The following is a 26,031-nucleotide window of genomic DNA, read 5'->3' as shown; positions in this document are numbered from 1 at the left end:
ACAATATGTTATTCAAATTTTTTAAAAAATAAAAAATTGTGGCACGGGGATTGCAACTGAAATAGGGCGAGACGAACAAGCAACCAACAACCAAATAACAGGAGGTAGTAAGATGGCACTTATTCGTTGGCAACCCCGAGAGTCTTTCGCGATTCAGCGCGAAATCGACAACCTGGTGAGCAAGTTCTGGGGCGACCTGGACACCTGGCACGGCACGGGCTGGCATCCCCGCGTGGATGTAGTGGAATCGGATCATGAATTTACCGTTCACGCCGAATTGCCCGGGCTGAACAAGGATGATATCAAGGTGACGCTCGAAGACAATGTGCTCACAATTGAAGGCGAGCGGAAGCACGAAGACGAGCAGAAGGATAAGCAGTTCTTCCGTCGTGAACGTTCCTATGGGAAATTTAAGCGCGCCTTCAATCTCGGCACAGAAGTAAAAGCCGATAAAATCGCTGCGAATTACAAGGATGGGATTTTGACTTTGACGTTGCCCAAGTCCGAAGCGGCAAAACCTCGGCAGATTGAAGTCGCTGTGTCATAAGAAGTATGAAGTATGAAGTTAAGAGGCGAGGTGCGAGAGAAGAGTGATTCTCGCTTCTCGCCTTTTGTCTTTAGACAGAGTAGGGGGAACCGATAACTGATAAAGGGCTAACAAAATGGATATGAACAAATTGACACAGAAATCGCAGGAGGCTGTGCAACAAGCACAAGCTATAGCACTGCGATATGGACATCAGGAGGTGGATGGGGAACACCTGCTTGCTGCTTTGGTCGCGCAAGAGGATGGCTTAGTGCCTCGCATACTCGTGCGCATGCAAGTGGATGGCGATGTCCTAAAATCGGAAGTTGAAAAAGAATTGGCTCGACAGCCAAAAATTTCTGGACCAGGTGTTGAACAGGACAAAATTTATGTGACGCAGCGTTTTCAGAAACTGTTTCTATCCGCTCAGGGCGAAGCTGAAAGGCTGAAGGATGAATATATATCAGTTGAGCATCTACTGTTGGCCCTGATCGGCGAGGGCGATAAGACCCCGGCGGGGCGCATGCTGAAACAGTTTAATGTGACGCGGGATAATTTTTTGTCTGTTTTGACGCAGATCCGCGGCAATCAAAGTGTGACAAGTGCCAACCCAGAGGTAGCTTATGAGGCACTTGAAAAATACGGTATTGATCTGGTTGCCGAGGCGCGTGCAGGCAAATTAGATCCCGTGATTGGGCGCGATGAAGAAATCCGCCGTGTGATTCGCATTTTGTCGCGCAAGACCAAGAATAATCCCGTACTGATCGGCGACCCCGGTGTGGGAAAGACCGCGATTATCGAGGGCCTGGCGCAGCGGATTGTGCGGGGCGATGTGCCCGAGTGGCTCAAAGATCGGTCGGTTTTTTCGCTGGATATGGGCGCGTTGATGGCTGGCGCGAAATATCGGGGCGAATTTGAAGAGCGTTTAAAAGCTGTTTTGAATGAGATTAAGCAGAGCAACGGTCACATTTTGTTATTTATTGACGAGGTCCACACGATTGTGGGCGCCGGTAAGACGGAGGGATCTACGGACGCGGGGAATATGCTCAAACCAATGTTGGCGCGGGGCGAATTGCACTGTATTGGTGCGACAACACTCGACGAACACCGCCAGTATCTCGAAAAAGACGCTGCTCTTGAGCGACGCTTCCAACCCGTGATGATTGATGCGCCATCTGTTGAGGACTCTATTTCGATTCTGCGGGGTTTGCGCGAGCGATTTGAGATTCACCACGGGGTGGGGATTCAGGATAATGCGCTGGTCAATGCCGTGGTGTTGTCAGATCGATATATTTCAGATCGTTTTTTGCCCGATAAGGCGATTGATCTGGTGGATGAGGCGTGTGCTATGGTGCGAACAGAGATCGACTCCATGCCTTCGGAACTGGATGCTGTAACCCGTCGCGTGATGCAGTTCGAGATCGAGGAAGCCGCGTTGAAAAAGGAAAAGGACAAGTCGAGTCGCGAGCGGTTGCAGACACTTCAGAGAGAGTTGGCCGATTTGAGAGATCAGGCAGATGCGATGCGCGTGCAGTGGGAGAATGAAAAGCAGGAACTGAATGGGGTGCGAACTTTGCGAGAGAAAATTGAGCAGACAAGGCGTGAGATCGAAGAGGCTGAGCGGCAATACGATCTCAACCGCGCCGCAGAGTTGAAACACGGCACATTGCCCGATTTGGAACGGCAACTCAAAACTGCCGAAGATTCTCAAACGATGGATAATCGGTTGTTGCGCGAGGAGGTGACTGAGGAGGAAATCGCCGAGATAGCATCGCGGTGGACGGGTATTCCTGTGACGCGATTGGTCGAGGGAGAGCGCGAGAAGCTGCTGCGATTGGACGATATTTTGCACGAGCGCGTCGTCGGGCAGGATGAGGCGGTTTCTCTGGTGGCCGATGCGGTGATTCGCGCGCGTGCGGGGATCAAGGATCCGCGGCGTCCCATCGGTTCGTTCATTTTTTTAGGCCCATCCGGCGTTGGCAAGACCGAACTCGCGCGTACGCTATCAGAGGCACTTTTTGATAGCGAAGACAGTGTGATTCGCATCGATATGAGCGAGTATATGGAAAAACACGCGGTGTCGCGTTTGATCGGCGCGCCTCCGGGTTATATCGGTTACGACGAAGGCGGGCAATTGACGGAAGCTGTGCGCCGCAAACCGTATTCGGTGATTTTGTTCGACGAGATTGAAAAGGCTCACAGCGATGTTTTCAATATTTTGCTTCAGTTGCTCGACGACGGCCGCTTGACAGATGCACAGGGGCATGTCGTGGATTTTAAGAATACAGTGGTAATTATGACATCAAATATCGGTTCGCCGTATTTGCTCGAGGGTGTGACCGATGATGGCGAGATTCGCAAATCTGCCCGCGATGCGGTGATGGCAGAATTGAGACAGCAGTTCAGGCCCGAATTTCTCAACCGTATAGATGATGTGGTGCTGTTTAAGCCACTGTTGTTGTCGGAAATCACTAAAATTTTGGATTTGCTTATTGTGGATTTGCGTAACCGATTGTCCAACAGGCAGATTGATCTTACCCTTTCAGAGGACGCGAAGGGATTTATCGCCCGAAAAGGGTTTGATCCAGTGTTTGGCGCACGCCCCCTCAAACGGTTCTTACAGCACGAATTGGAGACGCGCATTGGGCGCGCGTTGATCAGTGGCGATATATCGGACGGCGCGCAGATTGAGGTAGATGTGGCAGACGGTGACCTGGTGATTAAAGACCTGGGAGAGGAGTAGTGAGAACCCGTTGCGTTCGTTGTAGGCTGCTAAATAATAAAAAGCCCGGATGGCTTCTTCAGGAACTTATCCGGGCTTTTTGTTTTTTGCATCGCCTTTTTCCTCTTTACTCCTGTTATTCTCCGCTGTATCATTTGGAGCCAAATCTGTTTCATACTGTAATATCCTGATTCAGACATTTGAGGAGGTATTTATGGCGGAAAGGGTAAAAGTGGCCGCATTGGGGCTGGCACACGATCACGTGTGGTCAAATTTGCGGGCGCTCAAAGCACTGGATAATGCCGTGCTGGTGGCTGGTGCAGATGGCAATGCAGAGCTGAGAGAAAAATTCGTCGAGGCAACGGGTTGTGAACTGGTATATGATGATTTTGAAGCGTTGCTGGACAATGAGGAGCCTGATGCGGTATTTGTATTTACTCCCACTGCACATCACGCCGATGTGGTGGAATTGTGTGCGCCGCGCGGAATTCATGTGATGGTTGAAAAACCGATGGCAGCGACCTTAGAGCAAGCAGACCGCATGTTGACGGCTGCGCGAAAGGCGGGGACGGTGTTGATGGTCAATTGGCCAACGGCATGGAATCGCGGCATCCGCACAGCTTATCGCTTGGTGCAAGAAGGCGCGATCGGACAGGTGTGGCAACTGCTGTGGCGCGGTGGGCATTGTGGACCGGATGAGTTGGGGTGTTCCGAACATTTTTGCGACTTCCTATTTGATAGCCATCTCAATGGCGCCGGTGCTTTTAACGATTACGGGGGATATGGCGCGAGTTTGTGCGTGTTGTTTTTGGGGCGACCAAATCGCGTGGTGGGAATGGCGGGGCGGCTATTGAAAACGCATTTGCCTGTAGATGATAATGGGATGATGATTTTGCGCTATCCAAATGCGATGTGCCGGCTGGAGATGACCTGGACAGAAGCTGTGCCGCACAAGCCGCCGCACGATTTGATGTTGCACGGGACGGAAGGGACGATTATTGCGGGAAGCGATGTTGTTTTGTACACCCGTGATTGTAAAGACGGCAAAACAATTGCGCCAGATGCATTGCCCGAAGGGGGAAATAATGCCTCCGAACATTTTATTCATTGTATTCAATCTGGTGCATCGCCCGGTTTTGTGACTTGCGCGGATTTGTCGCGCAATGCACAGGAAATTATGGAGGCGGGGCTTATTTCTGCGATCAATGGCATTGCCATGGCATTGCCCATTGAAGATCATTTGTTCAGGGAGTAGGGGATGGAACGAATCTACGAATCAGCGAATATACGAATCGTAAATTCTAAGACTGAGTTTGTAACAACTTTGGGGGGCGGGGTGAGGTTCGTCTATTCGTCTATTCGTCTATTCGTCATCTTTCTATTTTTTATTGCTTTTGCCAGTCAAAGTGGGGCGCAAGAGGGTGCGATTAATCGGGACAGCCTCGCAGTGTTGCTGGCTGAAGTCCCGGTTGATACACTGGTCGCAAAACTGGGCGATTCCCTGTTTTCTCCTACAGAGGGTAAGGCGCGTATTTTGCGCGATGCTTATGGCATACCCCACATTTATGGACGCACAGATGAGGATGTCGCGTTTGGTTTTGGTTATGCACAGGCAGAAGATCATCTCCTGCAGATGTTGAAGAATTTTCGCCAGGCCAGAGGGCGTTTGGCCGAGGTCGAGGGTGCTTCAGCCTTAAAATTAGATGAAATGGCTTTGCGATGGCGCATTCACAGTGTTGCGGGTGAACGGTATGGGGATATTTCTGAGGAGACGCGGCAATATATCGCGGCTTTTGTTGGGGGTATCAACCACTATATTGAAATTCATCGACAGGTATTGCCACAGTGGGTGCAGGACGTGCGGGCGGTAGATGTAGTGGCTCTTGCGCGGTGGATTTTGTTTTTGTTTGCCGAGCAGACTGGTGAATCCGAATTGGCTCAGGTGGGATTGACGACTGCGGTTCCCAAATTGCCAGGATCCAATCTATGGGTTGCAGGACCGTCCCGGTCTGACAGCGGCGCACCCGTACTGGCTATGGATGTGCAGTTGCCATACACAACGCCTTTTCAGCTTTGCGAGGCGCATCTGGTTAGCAATGCGGGTTTGGATGTGATGGGGGCGACATTTTTTGGTCTGCCGGTTATTTTTGTCGGTCACAATGGTCACATTGCCTGGTCAATTACCACCAATGATATTGATGTTTTTGATTTGTACGAAGAGCGTCTGGATCCCATCAATCCCAGACGCTATTTTTATGGTGATGAGAAAAGGCGCGTGGTGTCGCGGCGCGTGAAAATCCATACCGAGGAGGGGATGCGGGAAGTTGAACGCGGATTTTTCTATACCGATCACGGTCCAGTCTATAAGACGATTGGCAACTGGGCTTATGCTGCGCGTACGAGTGTGGCTGATCGCGTGGATGCAATGGGTCAGTTATTGGCGATGAATCGCGCGGTGTCACTGGGCGCGTTTCAGCAGGCGCTTTCGCATTTGGAGCTACCGGTTTTTAATGTGATATACGGCGATGTGATGGGCGAGATTTTTTACGTGTTTAATGGTCGCTGTCCCGTGCGATCAGAAGATTTCGATTGGCGCGCGCCTGTGCCGGGATGGATGCCTGAGACAGAGTGGAGAGGTATGATCGCATTTTCTCAATTGCCGCAGGTGCATAATCCCACTTCTGGCTCTTTACAGAATTGCAATGTCTCGCCAGATGTGGTTGCGATTGATAGCGGTCTTAAAAGGGACGATTTCCCATCGTTTTTGGGGTGGGGGACACCCAATTATCGCGCACAGCGGATTGTGAACTGGTTGCTCACGCATCAGAATATTGCGGTTGGCGATATGCAGGCTTTGCTTCGAGACGATTATCTCGTTGACGCAGAAGAATATAAAGGGCTGATTTACCGCGCTTATAACCGCGTCTGGCCCGTGCTATTCGATCCCAACTGGGAGGTTGGCAGGGCTGTTCAAATTCTCAGAGCATGGGATAATCGGGCGAGTTTAGAGAGCGTTGGCACGCTTTTGTTTTCGATCTGGAAGGCCCGATTCGATTCGTCGTTCGCACAGGTTCCACAAAAGCGAGATATTTTTGTTCGGGAAAAGGTCGCATTGGAGGCATTACAGCAGGCGGTCGCATATATGACCGCGACTTATGGACGATTGGATGTGCCCTGGGGGCAGGTGCATTACTTGAAGCGGGGAGATCGCATTTTTCCGATGAGCGGTGCACCTTTTGGCACAGAGGCATTACATCAGACACTGACCCGAATAGAAGCAGATGGGACGATGCTTATCGAAGGAGGATCGGCTTTTGGGATGGTGGTTTCGCTGGTGCAGCCAGTGCAGTCGTGGAGCGCACTCGCTTATGGCAATAGCGAAGATCCCGAGTCTCCCCATTATGACGATCAGGCCGATTTGCAACATCGCAATACATTTAAGAAAACGATTTTTACAACTGGCGATTTGCAATCTGTACTGACGGATCTTACAACAGTTCCTTATGATCCCGAAGAAGCCGAGCATCAATCGCTGAGGGCTCTATGGCATAAGCAGTTGCAAACAGGTGCGATTGCGCCCGATTCTACGAATACAGGACCAGAATCCTCACGGGACGATTAGAAATCCCCCGTATTTCGAGAGTTTGTTTTTGGACATTGGATCAGGAGGTGCTTATGCGTTTTCGGATATTATTTTTCGCACTGATAACAATTGCAATTCCCGATCATATATATGCACAGGGTACTGTGCAACAGGTAGTGGGTGATCTCGTCTATGTAAAAGGGCTTTCGGCTGATCTGGATGGCAAATTGCGGGTTGCAGGCGATGATGGTGCGGTTTTGCAGGTGATCAAGGTGTTGTCCAATGTGGTGGTTGCACGCGTGGTTGAGGAAAATGGTTCGCCGGTAAAATCCGGGGATCGGACTCAGGTGGATGATGGTACGCTTGCAGGATCGCCGCGCAGGGTAGTACATGCGATGCGGGTTTCTGCTGCACCGCGCATTGACGGACGGTTGGACGATGCGGTTTGGCGACAGGCACAGGCCGCGGAGGGATTTGTTCAACGCGATCCGAAATACTGGATGCCGGTGACTGAGCGGACAGTTGTGAAAATTATTTACGATAATGAAAAAATTTATTTCGGTTTTGAATGTTACGACAAAAATCCCGGCCTCATTGTTACCAATAATATGCGCCGAGATTCTCAGCTTTCTGGTGATGATAATATCCAGTTGTTGCTCGATCCGTTTAATGACAAACAGAATGGGGTTTTCTTTATTATCAATGCGCTCGGCGCGCGGGCAGATATGCTTTTGTCAAATGAAGGGCGAACGACGAATGAAGATTGGGATTGTATCTGGGAGGCGCGGTGTGTGCGCCACGAGATAGGCTGGACTGCCGAAATAGCGATTCCGTTTGATCAACTCCGTTTCAACCCGTCTGATGAGATGGAATGGGGGATTAACATGGGTCGTTATATCGGGCACAAGAACGAAGAGACCGCGTTTATTGTCGGACGGCACACGCCCTCGCCCCGGCGGCGATATCAGATGACCGATATGGGTGTGTTGCGAGGCTTAAAGGCAGTTGAGAGAAAGCGGCTTTTTCAGGTCAAGCCGTATGTGTTGCCGGGAACTTCGCGCAATTTTGCAGGCGATGAGGGTGAAAATCGCACGTTTGAAGCGGGTGCAGATGTGCGTTATGGCCTGACGTCCAATCTCGCGCTGGATGTGTCTTATAATACGGATTTTGCCCAGGTCGAAGCCGATCAAGAGCAGGTCAATTTGACGCAGTTTTCCCAGTTTTTTCCCGAAAAGCGCGAGTTTTTCCTGGAGGGGGCACAGTTGTTTGATTTTGGCGAGGCCGCGTCAACTCGAGGGGGAGATAGGCGCCCGCCAACGCTGCTGTTTTACAGCAGGAAAATTGGTCTGGATAGGGGGCAGCCCGTGCCGATTCTCGCAGGTGGCAAGTTGGCTGGCAAAGCCGGGCGCACGAGTATTGGTGCGTTAAATGTTCTGACGGATTCTGAAAAGTTGGACACACAGACGCTACCGCGCAGGAATTTTTCCGTACTTCGGATCAAACGAGATGTACTCGCGCGGTCCAATGTGGGATTTATCTGGGTGAATAAACAAAGCGAAGTGTCCGAAGGCGGGTGGGGCGACTACAATCGCGCAGGGGGGCTGGATTTCAGTTTTTCGCCTTCAACCGCGGTCAATGTGCAGGCGTTTTACGCGCGTACCTGGGATACGGAGCAAGAGGATGTGGATGACGCTCGGTATCTTCGCTTCTCGTATAGCGGGACCAAATACGCGGGTTCAGCAACTGTTCTGGATGTGGAGGACAATTTTGAGCCAGAGACCGGGTTTGTCAATCGCCGGCGTGGCATTCGGGGATTTCGGCGCTACAATGTCAATCTATCCTATTTGCCGCGTCCCAAAGTAGCCAATATCCGCAATTTGCGGTTCACACCCGATATCCAGGTGATTGAAGACGACGAAGGTGAAGTGCCGTTCCAGCGGTTCAGACTTGACGGTGTGCTCGCCCTTCAGACGGCTGATCGCTTTTTGGTGCGTGTGGAGAGGACCCGCGATGTCGTTACGCGGACTTTTAGACCATCGAGCAAGCGCCCCGATGTCGCCATTCCGCCAGAAGAATATACTTTTACATCGTTCAGGCTGGGACCGGATACGGCAAATTATCGCAAATTGCAGTTGGACTTTGATTTTCTGGTGGGGACTTATTATACAGGACACCTGTATCGGGTGACGGCAGAGAACGCCTATCGGCCCAATGGCAGATTGGGTATTGAGCTGATTTACGATGGCAATTGGATTCGCTTGCCACAGGCCAATCTCAATATTCAGGCATTGAGTACGCGGTTGATTTACTCGTTTACAACCGATTTCTTTTTTAAAATTTTCGCGCAGTGGAATAGTGACAGCGAATCCGTGGGCGCAAACTTTTTGCTCAACTACCGTTTCCGTCCGGGCAGCGATATTTTCTTTGTCTATGATCACGGGTTTGGAACCGATGACGACTTACACCAGACCAGCCGAGCCGTGTTGCTCAAGGTGTCGTATTTGATTGGGTTGTGAGATAGGCATTATCACAGAAATTTAAAATTAACAAAAAGCACCCGAATAAAAAACGGGTGCTTTTTTGTTTTTTGGCCTGGTTGCATTCTCACAGCGCGAGGGCAACGCCTATCCCTACGATGGGGAGGAGCAAGTATTTGAGCAGTCCGCTGCGTTTGCCTTGGATGTTGCCGAGGATAGATGTTTCCAATTTTTCATTTCCTGTTTTGTAATACAGGCATTCCGTACCTGGGGTCGCTGCAATGGCGGTGACGCCGGGCCAGACGGGTTTGATGCCGCTTGCAGGATAGAGGATGATGTTTTCGCGGTGGCGTTTGTAATCGCCCATTTTGACCAGAAGTGCGTATTCTCGGCCAAAAGTAATTTGGTCGGGTTGAACAATCGGGCCGAGTTCGTCCCCGACGACGGTTTGCAAGCGAACCGTATCCGACGCGGTTTTGGCGGTGGGCAACCACAGGCTGACGCGCGGTGAGATGGGTAGAAAAGTGGGGGCATCGGAAACTCGGAATGAAATGGGAATGGCCATGTTTTGCGTATCTTTGAGCATGTAATGGCCTTTGGGAAGGGTGAGAGAAAACTCTTGCTCCCGATTGGCGATATTCTCGTTTAAGATGTGTTCGGCAAGGGTAGTGAGGCTATCGTACATGGCTTGTTCGTGCGGTGATGTGGCGGGGGGCACGGGTGCTTCTCGCGTGAAGCGCACCTGTTCAAAGCGCAGGGTGTTGGGGTGCATGTTGCGAATGGCGAGCCAGGCCGCATTTACGTTGACATCTAATCGACCGAGACGCGTGTGCCATTGTTCGGCAAAGCGCGTGAGATCGCCCAGACTGGACTCGTTTTCCCCTGGAAGGGGATTGGGTTCTTGTTCAATGGGAAAAGGAGAACGCTCTCGGGCTTCTCGGAAGAGCGCGTGCGCTTCTGAGAAGCGGCGGTATTTGCCGAGCACAATACCATGGTACACATCAATTTGCGCGAGGGCGCGCAGCACGCCGATTTCGCTTTGTCCCAGGCGACTCAGCGTGAGTTCTAATTCGCGCGTCTGGTGGCTATAGTATTTCAGGTCTTCGATAAAAGGCGTCAGGCGCGAGTCGCTGAGGCGGATAGACGCATTGGTTTCAACCGCGGGGACTGTTTCGCCAATGGCCAGGGCAGCCTCGAGGAGTTGCGCGCTTTCGGCGAGGTATTGGTCTGCGATATCCACGAGACCGGGGATGGACAATTCCGTGAGTGGCAGCGGATTGCGGGTAAGCCTAATTTCTATGAGTTTGCCACGCGGGGGCAGAAAGAGGTCTTGTTCGATGAGGTTAAAGCCGGGTTTACTGATTTCGAGGCGGTATTTGCCCACAAAAAGGTCCGACTCATAAGCCACATTGCCGCGTCCGATGTTGATAAACCCGGTGATGGTCGTGTCTTGATCTGCAAACCGAAGGTGGATTTCTGCGCCTAAGGCCGCGAGTTGATCAGATCGGATCTCCAAATGCGCTTTCTGACGTATGAGCGCGATATGCACCGTATCTGCCAAAACGGTTGTCGTAAATGTGCGCGTCCAGGGCTGGTAGCCGTGTGCATACGCCTGAATTTTATCGCCAATGTCCAGTAGCTTTTCTGTGACAAATGGCGTATAACCCGCTTCCTGCCCATTGATGAAGACCTGAGCACCTGTGGGTTCTGAGCGAATGTGGATTTTCGTCTTGAAAAGCATCCTCGGCACAGGCTCTGTTTCTTGAGCCTGGATGTGGAGCGGTGTGGTCAGCAGGATGCAAAAAAAAATGAATCTCAGGGTGTTCATGGGGAGGTGTCCTGTTTTTTGCTGAGCAACGCGCTGCTGTGCTTTTCTTCGAGTTGACGCGCTTGCACATAGTTGCCCTGACTTTTGGCGATGCGATGAAATTCTTTCCAGTAGCGTTCTGGCGCAATGCGATAGGCCATTTCCGCGGCCTGGTATGCTCTCGCTCCCACATTTTGTAGGTCGGAGTTGAAATAGGCAATCGCCAGGGTGATCAGGGCTTCGCCGCGGTCTTGCCATCCAAAGGATGTCACGGGATAAATGGTTGAAATCGCCTCGCGGTACGCGCCTTCTTTGAGTTTTACACTCGCCAAACTGAGCGAAAGCCCGCCATAGGTATCGCACACTCTCGGTTCGTATTGGTTGTGCGCGTATGCGTATTTGGCATATTCAACGGCTCTGGGCAAGTCGTCTCGGTACGCGGTGAAGGCCATGTCGAGATAGAGGGCGGCGCGAGAGGTATCGGATCTCGCATAGACCAGGGCGCGTTGCATGGCGTGGATTGCGCGGTTGGCTTCTTCTTCTTTGCTGTGGCGCAATCCCTTGAGGCGGTAGATGGCACAGCGCATGTTATAACCGCCATCAAAGCGCGCGGCAGCGAGCACTTGATTGAACCAGTCGGGGTTATCGCCCAAAACGCCGCGAGAAGATGCGGCGGCAATTTTGGGGATGTAAAAATCGGGTTCTATGCCTTCAAAATTGGCCTGTCCGGCGGTCTCGATCAGGTTCAGGCTGTTTTCGATATAGACGCTTAAATAAGCCTGAAGGGTGTCACTCATGGTGCTGCGTTGCGGCGCAGCATAGACAATTTCCTTTTGCGTTCTGCCGAGAATCGCCATCCAAATGTCGCGCAGACCACCCTCTGCGAGATGCCATATTCGGTGCAGGGAGTCAATTGTTGCGGGTTGAAAGCGCGTGGGTATCCAGGTGCTGTCTCGCAATACTGGCGGGGGCAAATCCAGCGGCAGAGGTTGGCGGTTGCTTTCGCGCTCAAGCACGAAGTTGGCACGCGCCATCGCGTATTTGACGGTGAGACGTCCCAATTCGTAGCGAATATCGGGGTCTTGCTCGCGGTCGAGCGCCGTGCGGTAGGCGTCGGCACTTTTTCTGAGCAGGTCCAATCGGTTGGGCGCGTCCTGACCCGTGTCGTAGGCACGCTCGCCTGCCGTGCCCAGCCAGATATAATAGGCACTGGTAAAGATGAGAGCCTGGTTGCACGCACGCTCAAAATGTGCGACGGCTTCAATATATCGCCCAAGTGCGTAAGCACTGCGGCCCTGCTCAAAAGACTGATAGGCGAGGCTGTCATCCTTCCCCTGCGCAAAAGAAAGGGCTGGCAAAATCAAAAAAGCGAAGAAGATAAGGAAGATTTTTTTCATAAGCGACCTCACGAATTGCTCAGGGCGCGGTTGAGAAAGCGGATGCCCCGGCGCGCTTCGGTTTCTATGTGAAGGGCTTTGTCTATGCCCGAGCGTGCAAAAATCTGAATGTCGTCGAGTTGGCCCAGCCGAAATGTGAGGATAAATGCAACACCGTCGGCAAATTGTATTCTGGCTTTGTCTGGAGCCAATGCGAGTTGGGCATTTTCATAGATTCTGTTTTGAGGTATTTTCAGTCGAGAAAGTGCGCGCTGGATACGGGTCAGCCGCACGAGTTCTGCCGAGAGACCACCCGATGTATGAAAGTTGGAAAAACCAATGCGTCCAGCAGGTCGGTAGCCTTTGAGATCGGTAGATTCTGCTTGTTGCTCGGGCTGATCTTTGCCTGCGCTCGCGCCAGTTGATGGCAATGTGGCAGGGGCGGGCATACTCATAGTAGCGCGAGCGACGTGGACTTCTGGCCGCGAACCAAAAAACGACGATGGGTTTGCACCTCTGTCCATGTTGGGTGTCGAGACGCGAGGTGGTGTTTTCAATCCATCGAGCGACATGCCGAGCGGCTTATCGAGTTGACGCGGAATATCGGGCAAAGATGCGAGTGCCAATTTCGGTTTGTCCGGCAGCGCGATTTTAGGACGAGGCGCTGGCTTTGGGGCAGCCTGCACCCGGGGTTCTGGATCTGGTTTTGTTACGTTGACGTCTTCTCGTGCGTTTTTGCTCATGTCAAAGATGCCCTGCGCACTTACGAGCATATCTTCAAAATTTGTGACAATGGCTTTGAATGCCCGCCCTCCCTGAGGAGGACTGAGTGCTAATAGCAAGACGATGCCCAGTGCAAACGCACCGGCCAATGCGGACAAAAAGCGTTGTTGTGTGCGTTGAATAGGGGTATGGGACAAGCGAATGGACTGTGGTTGAGGGACTATCGCCCGGACCGGAACAAGGGCGATGGCGATTTCTATTTCATGCCGGCGCTTGGGGAAGTGCGCCCAGAGTTTGGAAAGCCCCAGGTGATTCTGTATGGCCACAAGCGCGCATGCTTCGTGGAAGATATGGCCTTTGTAGAAGCGATTGATGATTTCGCGTGAGGGCAATTTGAAATGGCTCGATGGCGCACTCTGCCCTATGCTTTCCTCAAAGCTCTCGGTTTCCGATGGGGGGACATACCCCAGGTCACGCAACTGTTTGAAGAGATATTCGATGGCCCGGTGATAGACGCTTGTAAAGTCTTCGGACGAGGGATAATTACATGCTCGGCGTGCCTCAGATAAGTTGCGAGCGCGCATTATGGCAGATAACACGCCAAAGAATTTGGGATGATCTCGTCGCATGCTTTCAGCAGCGCTCTGGATCATTTTTTTTTCACGGGGAGACATATTCTATTTTACAACTTTCTTTTTTGACTTTCAAGCCCCCATTGCACAGTCTTAAATCCACTGTTGTTGAGGGCGTCGTACACGCCAACGGTATAAGTCACGGTTGCATCGCGTTCAAAATAGAGGCGCACCAAAATGTCATTGGGCGCAAATCCATGTTGTGCCTGTAGTGCGAGTAAAGCTTTTTTTACGGACAAAAATACAGCGCGTTCAATACCAATCTGGTCGTTGTCTGCGCGGTCTTGAAAGACCATGTGTTCTTCGGTGGCAACGCCGCCTTTGTCAAATTGCACATAGGATTTACCGATGATGATCTGTAAAAATCGTTCATCCGTGGGATGGGGGGCAGAGCCTTTTTCGTCGGGTGCTTTGATAAAATTGAGTTTTTGTGCGTGGACAAAGCGGTTGTGCAAATTGGCGAGATGGGTTTGCCACACGTTCTGAATGATAAAAAATGTAAGCAGCAAAAACAAGACATCAATAAACCCTTCGCCCGTGTCTAAAAGTGCTGCCAAAGGTCGCCTGTTGCGATGTCTCACGTCAATCTCCTATTTCTTTTCTCTCGCCTGTATCTATCTGATAAAAGTGCTGAACAAGGTTGAGCATGCGCGCCCGATGTTGCAGGCTGCGGGCTTTGGTTTTGCGTATGAGGATCATGGATAGAATGCGTCCGAGAAATCCAATAGCTGTGGTGACGAGGGCAAAGTTGATATAATGCGCCATTTTGAGCTGGGTTTGAGCTGGGCCTTCGCCGACTTTCATGGTGTCTTCTAAAATTTTGAAGGCGTCTATCATGCCAATCACTGTGCCCAAAAGGCCCATGGAGAGCGATAAAAGTCCCAACATGCCAAATCCTTCGGATAGGCGATCTTCAATTTCATCAAAGAGAAGATAGATTTTGTCGGTGCATCGCTCGACCAATCGGGCCTGGTCAGATGCGATTTCAGATTCGACAGATGTAAGGATAGCATAGAGTTCTGTGTTTTCAGATAGGGCGTAATCGGCGTTGTATTGACCGCCCCATAGCAGGTTAATACCCTGCTTCTGAACGATTTGCGCATCGGAATTGGTGAAGAAGCGGTCGGGTGATAAGTCGTGAGATAAAACCTGAGCATAGCGCACAACCATATAGAAGGGCAGGGCAATCAAGAGCAAGATCAAAACCGTAGAAAGTGGACCGCTGATGTTGGAGATATAGCGTCCGATGGATTCGGCCAAATCACCGCCGCGAACAACCGTGGGTACGGCATTGTCGGCTGCAAATGCGATTTGGATGTCCTCAAACTTGTATTCGAGCATCTGCGTATTGGGCGCAATAGGACCATCGGCTGTATGGTCAAAGTCCATCGCATAGCTCCGGTTGTTGTACTGAAAGCTCAAATCGTCAATCACCGCACTGTGGCTGGCGTTGCGCGTACGAATGACGAGGCTATCGACGGGCACGTCGGGTATTGCGATCCATTCGCGTTGCGTACCGGTATGATAGGTTACGTCACTTCCCTGTGTGTGTACGATTACGGCGATGGGTAAAAAACGATCTACATTCTTAAAGCGGATATCCGTGACTGCAATTTTTTGCTTTGGATTGTCGGGTTGTTGGAATGTGACGGTAAGTGCCTTCCAAAAAGTTCCTCCCTGAAGGACTTGCCCACCTTGCAGTCCGGTGATAGCTCCATCGAGCCAGATCGCCGCTTTTGTGCAGATATAGAGGCCAACAAAAAGGGTAGCGAGATAGAGTGCTACCTGGGCAATGGGACTTTTTTTTAGAATGGGATGATTTAGAATCTGTGCCATGTATTCTCGGTATTTGGACATGTAATAAGGAATCTCCACGTATATCATATTAGAACTGATTTGTAAAATTTAAGGCTTTATTCCGAAATTATCCACCAAAACTTTTAATCATATGGGGTGACATTGATTCGTTTCTGACAACTGAAAGAAGCCCCGTCTAAAATCGCTTGCACGATCTTGGATGGGGCTTTTTTTTACTCATCATTTCTTTTCATCCGGCAATAATCATATAGCTAAACCATTCGCTGTGGGGATTTTTGATGTGATAGGACATGCCAGGGGGTAAGTGAACCACATCGCCTTCAGTGATGTGCTGTTCACCATCAGATGTGACGAGGATGCCCCTGTTTTCGAGGATCCAGAAGCCGAGTTCTATACCGTCGTAACATCGCGCAATGCTCTGCTGACCGGGTTGTACGGCTTCGCGGTCGATGAAGGCAATGGATTTTAAGCATCCTGTGTTTTCTTCGCCTGCAGGGCCGAGTTGATGCCAGCGAATCGCGCCTGCGCCATCGCTTACGGGTAAAACGTCTTCCCAGTTGCGAATCACACATTCGCCCCCGGGTTCGGTGTCGATATTTTTGCTAAGGACGAGGTGCTCGAGCCATTCGTCGTTCATGTCGTTGAACATCTGATGGTAAATATCCGCGGGCAAATACACGGCGTCGCCGGGACGTACGGCAAAGCGGTCTTCTCCCACGAGGACCTCGCCGCTGCCGCTGATGATATAATACGCCTGTTCCATTTGTGCGTGTTTGTGGTGGTCGGAGGTTTTGCGTCCTTGAAGTCCGTGTTTGACGATGCCCTGAATATTGTGTAACTGAGGTGAGTCGTCTTCACCGTGTTTGGGTTCCGCATTTCTCTGTCTTAACCCCGGCCAGCGAATCGCGCTCAGGTGCGCCACCTCGGGTTGCTGGTCTCGCCAGTTTTTGATGTATGCCATGTTTGCCTCTTGTAAGTGTGAAAGAATTTTCGGATTATCTAAGTTAATACGATTGTCTTATACTGCAATTTAAAAATTTGCACAGGAGGAGATTGACGATGCAGGATCCCTATTCACTGATTGGTGTGCGCTCGTTTATCAATTGCTGTGGGACGCGAACAATTCACGGAGGGACGCTGATGTTGCCGCAGGTGCGCGAAGCGATGATGGCTGCTTCGCGCTTTTTTGTCAATATGGATGAACTCATGGCGGGAGTGGGTAAGCGATTGGCCATGCTCACGGGAGCGGAGTGGGGAATGGTGGCCTCTGGCGCGGCGGCATGCCTGTGTCATGCAACAGCAGCATGTGTGACGGGTGGCGATCCCGAGTTGATGTTTCGGTTGCCCGATACGAGTGGGATGAAGCGCGAGGTCGTCATGCCCAGAGCAAGTCGATTTACCTATGATCACGCCATTCGTTCGGTGGGCGTGACAATCGTGGAGGTGGATAATCTCAGGGAAATGGATGTGGTGCTCGATCGGGAACAGGTGGCTATGGTCGCCTTGCTGGGGACCTGGGAGGCGGATATGACGCTTGAAGCGATTGTTGACATGGCGCGTCCGAGAGGTGTCCCTGTGCTGGTCGATGCAGCGTCGGAGCATTTCCAATCTCCTGAACCATATACCAGTCGCGGAGCAAATTTGGTCGCTTATAGCGGTGGCAAATACCTGCGCGGACCTCAGCCTACGGGCTTGTTATTGGGCGATCGCGACCTCGTCGAGGCCGCCTGGGTGCACGCAGCACCGCATCACACGCTTGGGCGTGCGATGAAGATCGGCAAAGAGGAGGTTATGGGCATTTTAGCGGCCGTAGAATATCTGCTGGTGGGACGCGATCCCAGGCGGGAATTCGAGGGCTGGATTGCCGATCTCGAGACGATTGTGCGGCATGTGACGCGTGTATCGGGTGTAGAAGCTGAAATTCTAGCGTCTGATCAGTCGGATGTTCCCAGGGTGGAAATCCGTTGGGATGGTGATCGCATTGGCCTGACCGGTCTTGAATTGCGCGAACAACTTTTGTGCGGTGATCCACGCATTATGCTGGATGATCGAGGGGCAACGGATACGTCTATTTTTATTTTACCATTTTCGCTACAACCTGGGGAAGCAGATATTGTTGGCATACACATTCGCGATGCATTATCCCACGCGCCTTTGCTCAAAAAAGAAAAGGTGCGAGAACCTGTTGATGTGTCGGGTGCATGGGAAATTGAAATCGCGCTGGTGAGAAAAACAGCGCGTCATCGCGTGGATATCGAGCAAATTGCTGGCGTTTTAACGGGTACTCACCAGACGCGCTGGCTAAAAAATGCGCTAAATGGCTCGGTGAATGGAGATGAAATCGCATTTACGAGCCAGCATCGGTTTGAGGGAACCCATCTGTCTTATCGGTTTGTGGGAACGGTGTTGGGGGACGAAATGCGCGGCGAAGTTGAAATGGGCAGTTCGGGACAGTCTGCTCCCGGGCCGTTGAATCAGCGCGAATACGGCACAGCGAGATGGCGGGCGATGAGGCAATAGGCCATTTGGAGACCAGAGCGCTATCTGGAAACAGATACAGTTTTTCCAGTTTTACCCGATTCCATTGAGGCAAAGATGAGTGCCATTGTTTTGCGTACATCTTGCGCTGATGCTTGCGCGAGGGGGCGATTGTCGCGGATGGCTGTGAGAAATTCGAGGTGAATGGTGGGTTCGCCAGCGAGGTGAACGGTTTCGGGTATGTGCTGTTCTTTGCCATTGAGCAATAAAGGTCCGCTGGTGCCGTTGAGGTGAATGACGCCTTCATCGCCCATTACGGTCCATTCCGTGCCTGCACGATGGTGAAATGAGAGGGCGCAGTTGAGGATGGCATTGCTTTCTGTTGTGGCGATGAGGGAGACTTCGTCTTCAATGTCGATATCGGGGTGTGGATCGATATTTTGCACGATTGCCGAGACGGATACGGCTTTTTCGTCTATCCACCATAAGAGTACATCGAGCGAGTGGACGCCAATGCCGGGTAGAATGCCGCCCGACAATTCCTGACGCGCAAACCAGCTATTTTCGTCGCCGCCGCGACCCGATCCGAGTCTGCGGTGGATGACGTGGCGAATTTTTCCCACAGCTTTTTCTTCGAGTAGCTTTTTGACCTGGCGAATCGCTGTTGAAAAACGCTGGCTCTGTCCAGACATGAGCAATTTGCCTTTGGCTTCGGCTGTAGCGATCATGTCATCGACATCTGCGAGGGTAAGCGCCATGGGTTTTTCGATGAGGGTGTGCAACCCCTTTTCCAGACAGGCAATGGTGTAATCGCGGTGCAGGAAGTTGGGCACGGCAATAATTGCAGCATCTGCTTCCACGTTTGCAAGCGCGTCGTCGAGGTTGTCAAAGGTAGTTGACACACCATATTGGGTTTTTAGATTATTGCGTGCGTCTTCGGATGGATCAACACCGGCGATAATGACGCCGAGTTCTCCCAGGGATTCCAAACCGCTGGCATGGCCTAAAGCCATGCGCCCGCAACCGACGAGCAAAATGCGAATAGGAGTTTTCATCGCGTTCTCCGTTTACTGGATGGGTGGATCAGGTGTCTTCGGTTTTTGGGGTGATGCGAAAGCCCAGGCGTTTGTAGAGGCGCACAGCGGGTTCACGCCAGAGGGCTGTGTTGAGATAGGCGTCGGCATATCCGCGGGCAACGAGTTCTTTGAGGGCGAGAAGTGAGATGGCATAACCGAGTCCATGTCCTCGGTATTTGGGGTCGGTACCAACCCAGTGGATAAGGCCAACTGTTTTTCCTCCGTAATGGGCTTCCCACGCGCTGGCAGTTGCTACCATATAATCGCCTTTGAGGCCGACAAAGATGCGATTGTAGTCGCAACACGGTTCGCGAGTGAATGTGGAGTGAAAATTGTCGATGGTCCAGGGTTTTCCGCCTTCATCGCCAAAAGCTTCATTTTTCATGCGAATCCATTCTTCTTCTTCTCCGGGCTGAAGCACACGAATTGTGAAGCCTTCAGGCTCAGTGTATTCGGGAAGTGGATGGCTGAGAGAGCGGTGCATGCGGATGCTGCTTGTGCGATTATTCATAGTTTAAAAATCCAGGAATACGGTTGCCGGGCGATTGTTTTCAATGGATTCAATGATGGCGCAGCATACGGCGACTGACCTCGCACCGTCAATCTCGTCGATAAGCGGTTTTACGCCTCGCTCAATGCAGGATAGAAAGTGGTCGAGTTCCTGGAGGCACGTATGGTCTTCTGCGCGAATTTCAATTGGGAGTTCAGACCATTCTTCGACGTGGGGCATACCGCCGATGAAGAGTTTGTTGTTGTGAATAGAGCCTCTTGTGCCGTGGTAGCTAAAGTTGAGGTTATAGGGAATTTCTGCGCCGCAAGAGACCAGGCATTTGCCCAGGGCACCGGATTCAAATTTTAAGTTTGAGATAACCGTGTCGTACCAGGGTGCGTCGGGAATATTTTTGTTTATGCCATACGCGCTGACTTCAACGATTTCTCCAGCGAGCCATCGCATGAGGTCCAGGGGATGGCAGGCCCCACCGATAATGGGCAGTTGGCCTTCTTTTTCTGTATCCATCCACCAGTCGTGACCGGGCAGAGGCAAGAAGGGTTTGAGGTCGTGGATGTAGTCGCCTTCCACAAAACAGGCTTCTCCCAGCGTACCGTTGTGAACGAGGTGGTAAATGGTTTCAAATATGTTGCTAAATCGCGCGCCGTGACCAACCATAACTTGTCGCCCGGATCGTTTGGCTGCATCGACGATTTTTTGACAGTCTTCAACTGTAACCGCGAGGGGTTTTTCCACGAAGACGTGCTTGCCCGCATCGAGCGCGGCGACGGCTTGATCTACGTGTTGAGAGTTGGGCGTGCAGAGATAAATGATGTCGATTTCGGCGTCAGATAGGACGCTATCGTACTCTGTCGATATTTTATCTGCGCCGTATGTCGCTTGCAGATCTCTTGCGATTTGTTCGCTGCGCGGCGTTGTACATATTGTTCGCAAATGTGCATTGGAATGCACTGAGATGGCTTTGATGTGTTCGCCACCGATATAGCCCGTTCCTATCACGGCAATCGCGTTCATCGGAGGACCTCCTGTAGTTTGTCCAACAAGGCGCAAAAAAGGTAAAAGGTAAAAGGTAAAAGGCAAACTTAAAAATTAGGCGGTATGTCAAACCTATATGCGAGAAATGAAAATATGGTACAAGAAGACGCGAATAATTTGAGCGTCTGAAAGTTTGTGCTTTCTGTGGCTATTCTGAAAAAGTGTCCAAATTATTGAGAGGTGAGAATATGGTACAAGAAGATCAACCAAATGTGTTGTTCATTTCGTTTGATGATTTAAATCACTATGTGGGATTTTTAGATCGCGCTCCAAATGCTGTGACCCCTCATTTTAATCGGCTGGCCGAGCGATGTACAGTATTTGAACGCGCGTATTGTCAAGCGCCGATTTGCAATCCATCTCGGGCGAGTTTGATGAGTGGTTTGCGGCCATCCACTACGGGGGTTTATAACAATCGACAGCCGCTCAGATTTTCGGAAGCGGGAAGAAATTGCGTGACTTTGCCACAGCACTTTCGGCAAAATGGCTATTTTACAACGGGTAGTGGCAAGGTGTATCACGGCAAATTTCCCGATCCAATGTCGTGGGATTCTTATGTGCCGAGTTTGTTTAATCAGTCACATTCCGGCGCGGGACCCGATCATCATCCCGTAAATGGCATGGCGGGTATGGGCAATCTGGACTGGGGTCCGATGGATGTTGCCGATGAAGATATGCAGGATTACAAAGCTGTGAGTTATTGTGTTGAGCAATTGCAGGCGAGACACGAAGAACCCTTCTTTTTGACGTGTGGGTTTAAGCTGCCACATCTGATGTGGCATGTCCCGAGGAAATATATAGAGGCTTATGACCTGAATGATCTCCATCTACCAGAGACAGTGGAGAATGATCTGGACGATGTTCCCGAAATCGCGCAGCGATGGGCAAATCAAAAACCGCATGCGCGTATCGTAGAAGCAGGCCAATGGAAAGAAGCGATTCGGTGTTACCTGGCGTGTATCAGTTTTGTGGATACGCAAATTGGACGATTGATAGATGCACTGGATGCAAGTGCTTATGCAGAGAATACAGCAATTGTTTTGTGGGCAGATCACGGGTGGCATTTGGGCGAAAAAAGCCACTGGAAAAAGAGCACATTGTGGGAAGAAGCCTCGCGCGTGCCCTTGCTTATTTCAGCCCCAGGTTATTCGCCCGGCACCTGTTCAAAGCCAGTGGGATTGATCGATATTTATCCCACGCTGATTGCGTTGTGCGGCTTGTCTGATCGTACAGGGTTGGAAGGCCGAAGTCTGGTGCCTCTGATGGAAAATCCCAATCGCAACTGGCCCTTTCCCGCAATCACCACACACGGGCGTGGCAATCATGCCATACGGTCTGAGCGATGGCGATATATCCGCTATGCAGATGGGTCAGAAGAGCTTTACGATCACAGACATGACGAGATGGAATGGGAAAATCTGGCGCACAGTCCGGGACTGCGCGAGGTCAAAGAACTTCTGGTGCAGTGGTTGCCCGAGACTAATGCGCCAGATGCAGAGATTGTGGAATGGCCTGAAGAGAATGAGAGCTATCGGGCGAGGATCGAGGCAATGATGGACGAATAGATAAAGAAGAATACAAGCTGATCGCTCCTCACCACCCATGCACAATATGGCCTGCGTCGGGAAACCAGATGGCATCAACGCCTGTAGAGATGCCAACGCCCAATAAGTAGCCGATCATGAGGCCATACCAGAAAGGCAGGGATTTGCGGTAGAGCGCAACGCCGCCAAAGCGCATGATGAGTGCTTTGGTCGCCCACACAACAAGCAGGCTAAAACCATAGCGCCGCGTGGGAAAGGCGATGGCTACGGGATTAAAAGGCCACCACGAAAAGCGCGTGCGTATGTAAGTCAAAAAACCGGCTATCGCAAATCCCCAGAGCCACACGCCCAGCTTTTCGATGTCGAAGTAGAGTATTGTCGAGCCTTCTACATAAGGGACCAGGCGCACGAGATGGTTCCAGTCGCCCAAATAGAGTGGTCCGTTCATTCCGCCGTCCATGTAGCTGCGATACAGCGAATCGGTAGCAGTTGTGATACAGCCCGTGATGTAGGCGATGGGGATAATGGCCCAGACCATGGGGTGCCGCTTGAGGTGGTTACCCAGCATGCGAAAGTAGTGGGGGACAGACATGGTGGCGGTGAGGCGAATGGGCATGCCGGCAAAGCCATTGCGGTTGATCATCCAGATTGTCGTGAGTGTGCCGGGCGACATGTTGGCCGTGCCACCCATCTGCATCCACACATTGCCTCCCTTATCGGCACCCAGTCCGCCGGTACTTCCGGGGGATAAAAAGGTGAATCCGGTTGCTGCGGCGTATTTGGCAACGCCGAATAGCGCGATGAACATCAAGATGAGTTGCACTATGGTTGCCCACAGTTCCATGCCTGCGGCCAGACACCAGCCCGCGAGGAATATGACCGAAGCAGCGAGGCCGAGCCAGGCAGTTCGATAGGTGACTGGTGTTCCATCGTCTGCGGCTCTGTTGCTCATCAGCGCACATTCGAGGGTGTTTTTGAGGTGTTTGCGCGATACCCATAATGACCAGGCGACGAGAAAAACGAGTGCGCCGTGGGATTCGAAGCTGAGTATTTCTGCCGGTGTCGCTTGCTGTCCCTGTAGTCCCACTGTGATGCCAGTTTGGTTCATCAGCCCCTCTTTGATAATATTTAGGACATTGTAAAACCAGAAGCTGAAGAGCAAGTCGAGCGGACACAAATAGGCCAGACCCATTATCAGGGGCTGCATGCGTAAAAAATATCTTGGATAGTGATAGCCGATGTTTATCGCCATTTGTCCAGCGAGGTCGTAGATGGGAATATGCGGCAGGGTGTGGACAAAATAACCCGCGATATTCCAGCAGATCACAAAGGTCGAAATGCCAAACCCCACCCAAAATAGGGGGGCGTGAAAGACGACGGGCAGGCGATAGCCGGGTTCTTCTCGCAACATTTCGGTGGGGAAGGTGGCCATAGGAAAGGTGAGACGCTCTTTTTCGTGCCACTGTTTGAAGAATAAGACGCTGCAGAAAAAGCCTGCCATGACCACGGATAAACAGGCGGCAGTCCACCAGAAGAGAGGGCGGATCCACGGTTGCCAGGGAATAGCTGTGTTGGGTTCTAATCCTCCATAAAGTTGCCCTATAACCACGGGCGATTTTTGCATAAAGAGCCAGTCGGGCAGCAGGGGGGCTATGACATCGCCCACGCGGTTTTCTGGCGATGCGAGGTGTACCGGAGCAGAGATGTTGCCCAGGAGATAGCCTGCCCAACCCGTCGTGGGCAGGTTGCCCACGAGCCAGACCATGAAGAAGATGGTCAACATTTCCGTGCGCGATAAGGCGCGTTTTGGCGCAACGAGTTTGAGTATGGCGTTGAGGCCGACCCAAGCGACAAAGGGGATCAGAGCCGATACGGGCATGTAGTTTTTTATCATGTTCCACGCAAAATGCGTGATGTAGATCGTCATGAGGGCAATGGTCAAGATACCGAGCATGACTGCGCGTACCGTGATCCCTCGATCCTGTGCATCGGGATGGGTTTCCTTGGATATGTCTGTTTGCATGGCCATTTGTAAAATCGGAATGGATTTGTTAGTCCCGAACTTCGTAACCCAGTGCTCTGAGTTTGTCTTCCTGTCCTACGGGGGTGTGCAAAGTGGTGTAGAATTTGTCGAGCAGTGCTTTGGGCTGTTGGGGTGTATATAGGCTTACGACAATGGTGAGTAAAACGCCTGTGCTGAGGTACCAGATCACTTGTTCCATGAACTCCAGATGGAAATAGTTGCGGGTTATCCACCACACGAGGGCAGAACTGATCAGGCCAGCCCACGCGCCGTAGCCGTTGCATCTGCGCCATAAGATGCCGCCCCAGACTGCGATGCCCCAGAAGGCGGGGAGTGCCGAGAGAAAACGCCACAATTCGACTACGCTACTAAAAATTTCCGTTACCACTATGCCCGCGATGACCATGAGGATGCCCATAATCCGCCCTGCATTGAGATAGTGGTGGTCTTCTTTTTTTTGCGCAAAATAGGGCTTGTAAATATTTTCGACAAAGAGTGCCGATCCGGCGACCATAAACGAGTCGCAAGAAGACATAACAGCTGCGAGCATGGATGCGAGCATGACACCGACGAGACCAACAGGCAGCAGGTCGCGTGTTGCCATGCCAAAGACGAGTTCGGGATCGTCTATATTGGGATATATGATCATGGCGCCCACGCCGATGAATGCCCACGCAATGGTACAAAAGCGTTTGATCATGTTGCCGTAGGTAAATCCTACACGGCCTTCCCATTCTGTTTTGCCAGAGCCACCCATTTCCATGCAGTGGGGTTGTCCGGGGATGTTGAAGAGGGTATTGATAGTGAGTATGATGACAAATGCGATGGAGATGCGGTCATAGCCGGGCGGTGGATCATCGGGCGCTGTGAGTCCAAAGACATCCTGTGGCAGTGTTTGATGCAGCCCGGCAAAACCACCGACCTGATCGAGCAGAAACGGGCAGAGCAAAAAAGACAGGACGATGACGAACAGGCCCTGTATAAAGTCTGTGATTACAGCCGCTTGCAGGCCGCCTAACAGGCCATAGGATACAAATAGGATTGTCATGACAATGATGCAGGTTTCCGTGCTGAGCACGCCGCCGGTAATCCCGCTTGCCATTTTTCCCGTGCCTTCGAGCATAATGCCCATGGCGAGCACGTAGAAGAGGACACCAAAGGCCGTATATGCCGGGCCGAGTCCTTTGCCAAAACGCTCGTCGAAAAAGTCGCCTGTGGTGATATAACGCATGCGCCTGAAAAGAGGCATCATGATCCAGTAAAAGGGGGTGCAAAACAGGGGCAGCCACGCATACCATATCCCGCGCATCCCCATTTTGTAAGAGGCACCGACGACATTGACAGCTGCATCGGTATGGGTTCCGGTGCCAAAGGCATGCATGATGAGCACGGCTTTGCCAAACTTGCGCCCGCCCATAAAATAATCGAGTGTGCCTTTGACTCCACGAGATGAAATGAGACCGATGGTGGTGATGCCTACGAGATAAACGCCGAGTGTGAGCACGTCGTAGATGTGCAGACCAAACATGAATCCCCCAGTGTAAAGCATTTTAATGACGGAGCAAAATAGGGCGAAGGTCAGAAGTTTTCAACTTAAAATTTATGGTTTTAATACAATAAAGAGCGTGGGCGGGGTACAACGGGTCGTTGCCAGACCCATTCAGGAAATTACACACTGATTTTGGGAGGACGGGCGGGGT

The 26,031-nt window shown here is 51.5% G+C and carries 17 protein-coding genes; 7 read left to right on the top strand and 10 right to left on the bottom strand.

Annotated elements, in window-relative coordinates; all coding sequences use genetic code 11:
- Positions 1-112: 112 nt before the first annotated feature.
- The 5 genes from F4Y39_19875 to F4Y39_19855 all read left to right on the top strand — a co-directional run bounded on the left by F4Y39_19875 (position 113) and on the right by F4Y39_19855 (position 9,347).
- Positions 113-547, top strand: coding sequence for an Hsp20/alpha crystallin family protein (locus tag F4Y39_19875; protein ID MYC15990.1), 435 nt, complete (start codon positions 113-115; stop codon positions 545-547).
- Between the two features lie 115 nt (positions 548-662).
- Entirely contained in the window at positions 663-3,269 is a 2,607-nt protein-coding gene (gene clpB / locus F4Y39_19870; GenBank protein ID MYC15989.1) for an ATP-dependent chaperone ClpB, read from the top strand.
- Positions 3,270-3,318: 49 nt separating this feature from the next.
- Positions 3,319-4,503, top strand: a complete 1,185-nt coding sequence (locus tag F4Y39_19865; GenBank protein MYC15988.1) for a Gfo/Idh/MocA family oxidoreductase — start codon at positions 3,319-3,321, stop codon at positions 4,501-4,503.
- A gap of 3 nt (positions 4,504-4,506) precedes the next feature.
- On the top strand, positions 4,507-6,870 hold the full coding sequence (locus F4Y39_19860; protein ID MYC15987.1) for a penicillin acylase family protein: 2,364 nt from the start codon (positions 4,507-4,509) through the stop codon (positions 6,868-6,870).
- 53 nt (positions 6,871-6,923) lie between these two features.
- Complete coding sequence (locus tag F4Y39_19855) at positions 6,924-9,347, top strand: carbohydrate binding family 9 domain-containing protein (GenBank protein MYC15986.1); 2,424 nt, start codon at positions 6,924-6,926, stop codon at positions 9,345-9,347.
- An 88-nt stretch (positions 9,348-9,435) separates the two neighbouring features.
- On the opposite strand, the gene F4Y39_19850 is transcribed toward F4Y39_19855, so the two are convergent.
- The 5 genes from F4Y39_19850 to F4Y39_19830 all read right to left on the bottom strand — a co-directional run bounded on the left by F4Y39_19850 (position 9,436) and on the right by F4Y39_19830 (position 16,625).
- Positions 9,436-11,373, bottom strand: a complete 1,938-nt coding sequence (locus F4Y39_19850; GenBank protein ID MYC15985.1) for a PEGA domain-containing protein — start codon at positions 11,371-11,373, stop codon at positions 9,436-9,438.
- Positions 11,374-12,520: 1,147 nt separating this feature from the next.
- Positions 12,521-13,888, bottom strand: a complete 1,368-nt coding sequence (locus tag F4Y39_19845) for a hypothetical protein (GenBank protein MYC15984.1) — start codon at positions 13,886-13,888, stop codon at positions 12,521-12,523.
- An 8-nt stretch (positions 13,889-13,896) separates the two neighbouring features.
- Entirely contained in the window at positions 13,897-14,427 is a 531-nt protein-coding gene (locus tag F4Y39_19840; protein MYC15983.1) for a hypothetical protein, read from the bottom strand.
- A gap of 1 nt (position 14,428) precedes the next feature.
- Positions 14,429-15,730 (bottom strand): MotA/TolQ/ExbB proton channel family protein, encoded by a 1,302-nt coding sequence (locus tag F4Y39_19835; protein ID MYC15982.1) that lies wholly within the window; start codon positions 15,728-15,730, stop codon positions 14,429-14,431.
- Positions 15,731-15,893: 163 nt separating this feature from the next.
- Entirely contained in the window at positions 15,894-16,625 is a 732-nt protein-coding gene (locus F4Y39_19830; protein MYC15981.1) for a cupin domain-containing protein, read from the bottom strand.
- 98 nt (positions 16,626-16,723) lie between these two features.
- Here F4Y39_19830 and F4Y39_19825 point away from each other — a divergent pair, with 98 nt between their 5' ends.
- Positions 16,724-18,184 carry a hypothetical protein gene (locus F4Y39_19825; protein MYC15980.1) on the top strand — a complete coding sequence of 487 codons (1,461 nt, stop codon included), beginning with the start codon at positions 16,724-16,726 and terminating at the stop codon, positions 18,182-18,184.
- Positions 18,185-18,204: 20 nt separating this feature from the next.
- Here F4Y39_19825 and F4Y39_19820 read toward each other — a convergent pair whose 3' ends face one another.
- Genes F4Y39_19820 through F4Y39_19810 form a run of 3 tightly spaced genes read right to left on the bottom strand, consistent with a single transcriptional unit; the run spans position 18,205 to position 20,743 of the window.
- Positions 18,205-19,197: a Gfo/Idh/MocA family oxidoreductase gene (locus F4Y39_19820; GenBank protein MYC15979.1), complete on the bottom strand. Its 993-nt coding sequence runs from the start codon at positions 19,195-19,197 to the stop codon at positions 18,205-18,207.
- A gap of 28 nt (positions 19,198-19,225) precedes the next feature.
- Positions 19,226-19,729, bottom strand: a complete 504-nt coding sequence (locus F4Y39_19815; protein MYC15978.1) for a GNAT family N-acetyltransferase — start codon at positions 19,727-19,729, stop codon at positions 19,226-19,228.
- A gap of 3 nt (positions 19,730-19,732) precedes the next feature.
- The gene (locus tag F4Y39_19810) at positions 19,733-20,743 is read right to left on the bottom strand and encodes a Gfo/Idh/MocA family oxidoreductase (GenBank protein MYC15977.1); all 1,011 of its coding nucleotides are present in this window, start codon (positions 20,741-20,743) and stop codon (positions 19,733-19,735) included.
- A 209-nt stretch (positions 20,744-20,952) separates the two neighbouring features.
- Here F4Y39_19810 and F4Y39_19805 point away from each other — a divergent pair, with 209 nt between their 5' ends.
- On the top strand, positions 20,953-22,329 hold the full coding sequence (locus F4Y39_19805) for a sulfatase (GenBank protein MYC15976.1): 1,377 nt from the start codon (positions 20,953-20,955) through the stop codon (positions 22,327-22,329).
- A 28-nt stretch (positions 22,330-22,357) separates the two neighbouring features.
- Here F4Y39_19805 and F4Y39_19800 read toward each other — a convergent pair whose 3' ends face one another.
- Complete coding sequence (locus F4Y39_19800; GenBank protein ID MYC15975.1) at positions 22,358-24,331, bottom strand: hypothetical protein; 1,974 nt, start codon at positions 24,329-24,331, stop codon at positions 22,358-22,360.
- Positions 24,332-24,359: 28 nt separating this feature from the next.
- Positions 24,360-25,880, bottom strand: coding sequence for a sodium:solute symporter family protein (locus tag F4Y39_19795; GenBank protein MYC15974.1), 1,521 nt, complete (start codon positions 25,878-25,880; stop codon positions 24,360-24,362).
- Positions 25,881-26,031 lie beyond the last annotated feature (151 nt).

It is taken from the genome of Gemmatimonadota bacterium (assembly GCA_009838845.1).
Classification (GTDB): Bacteria; Latescibacterota; UBA2968; order UBA2968; family UBA2968; genus VXRD01.
This window is presented reverse-complemented; position numbering and strand designations above follow the sequence as displayed.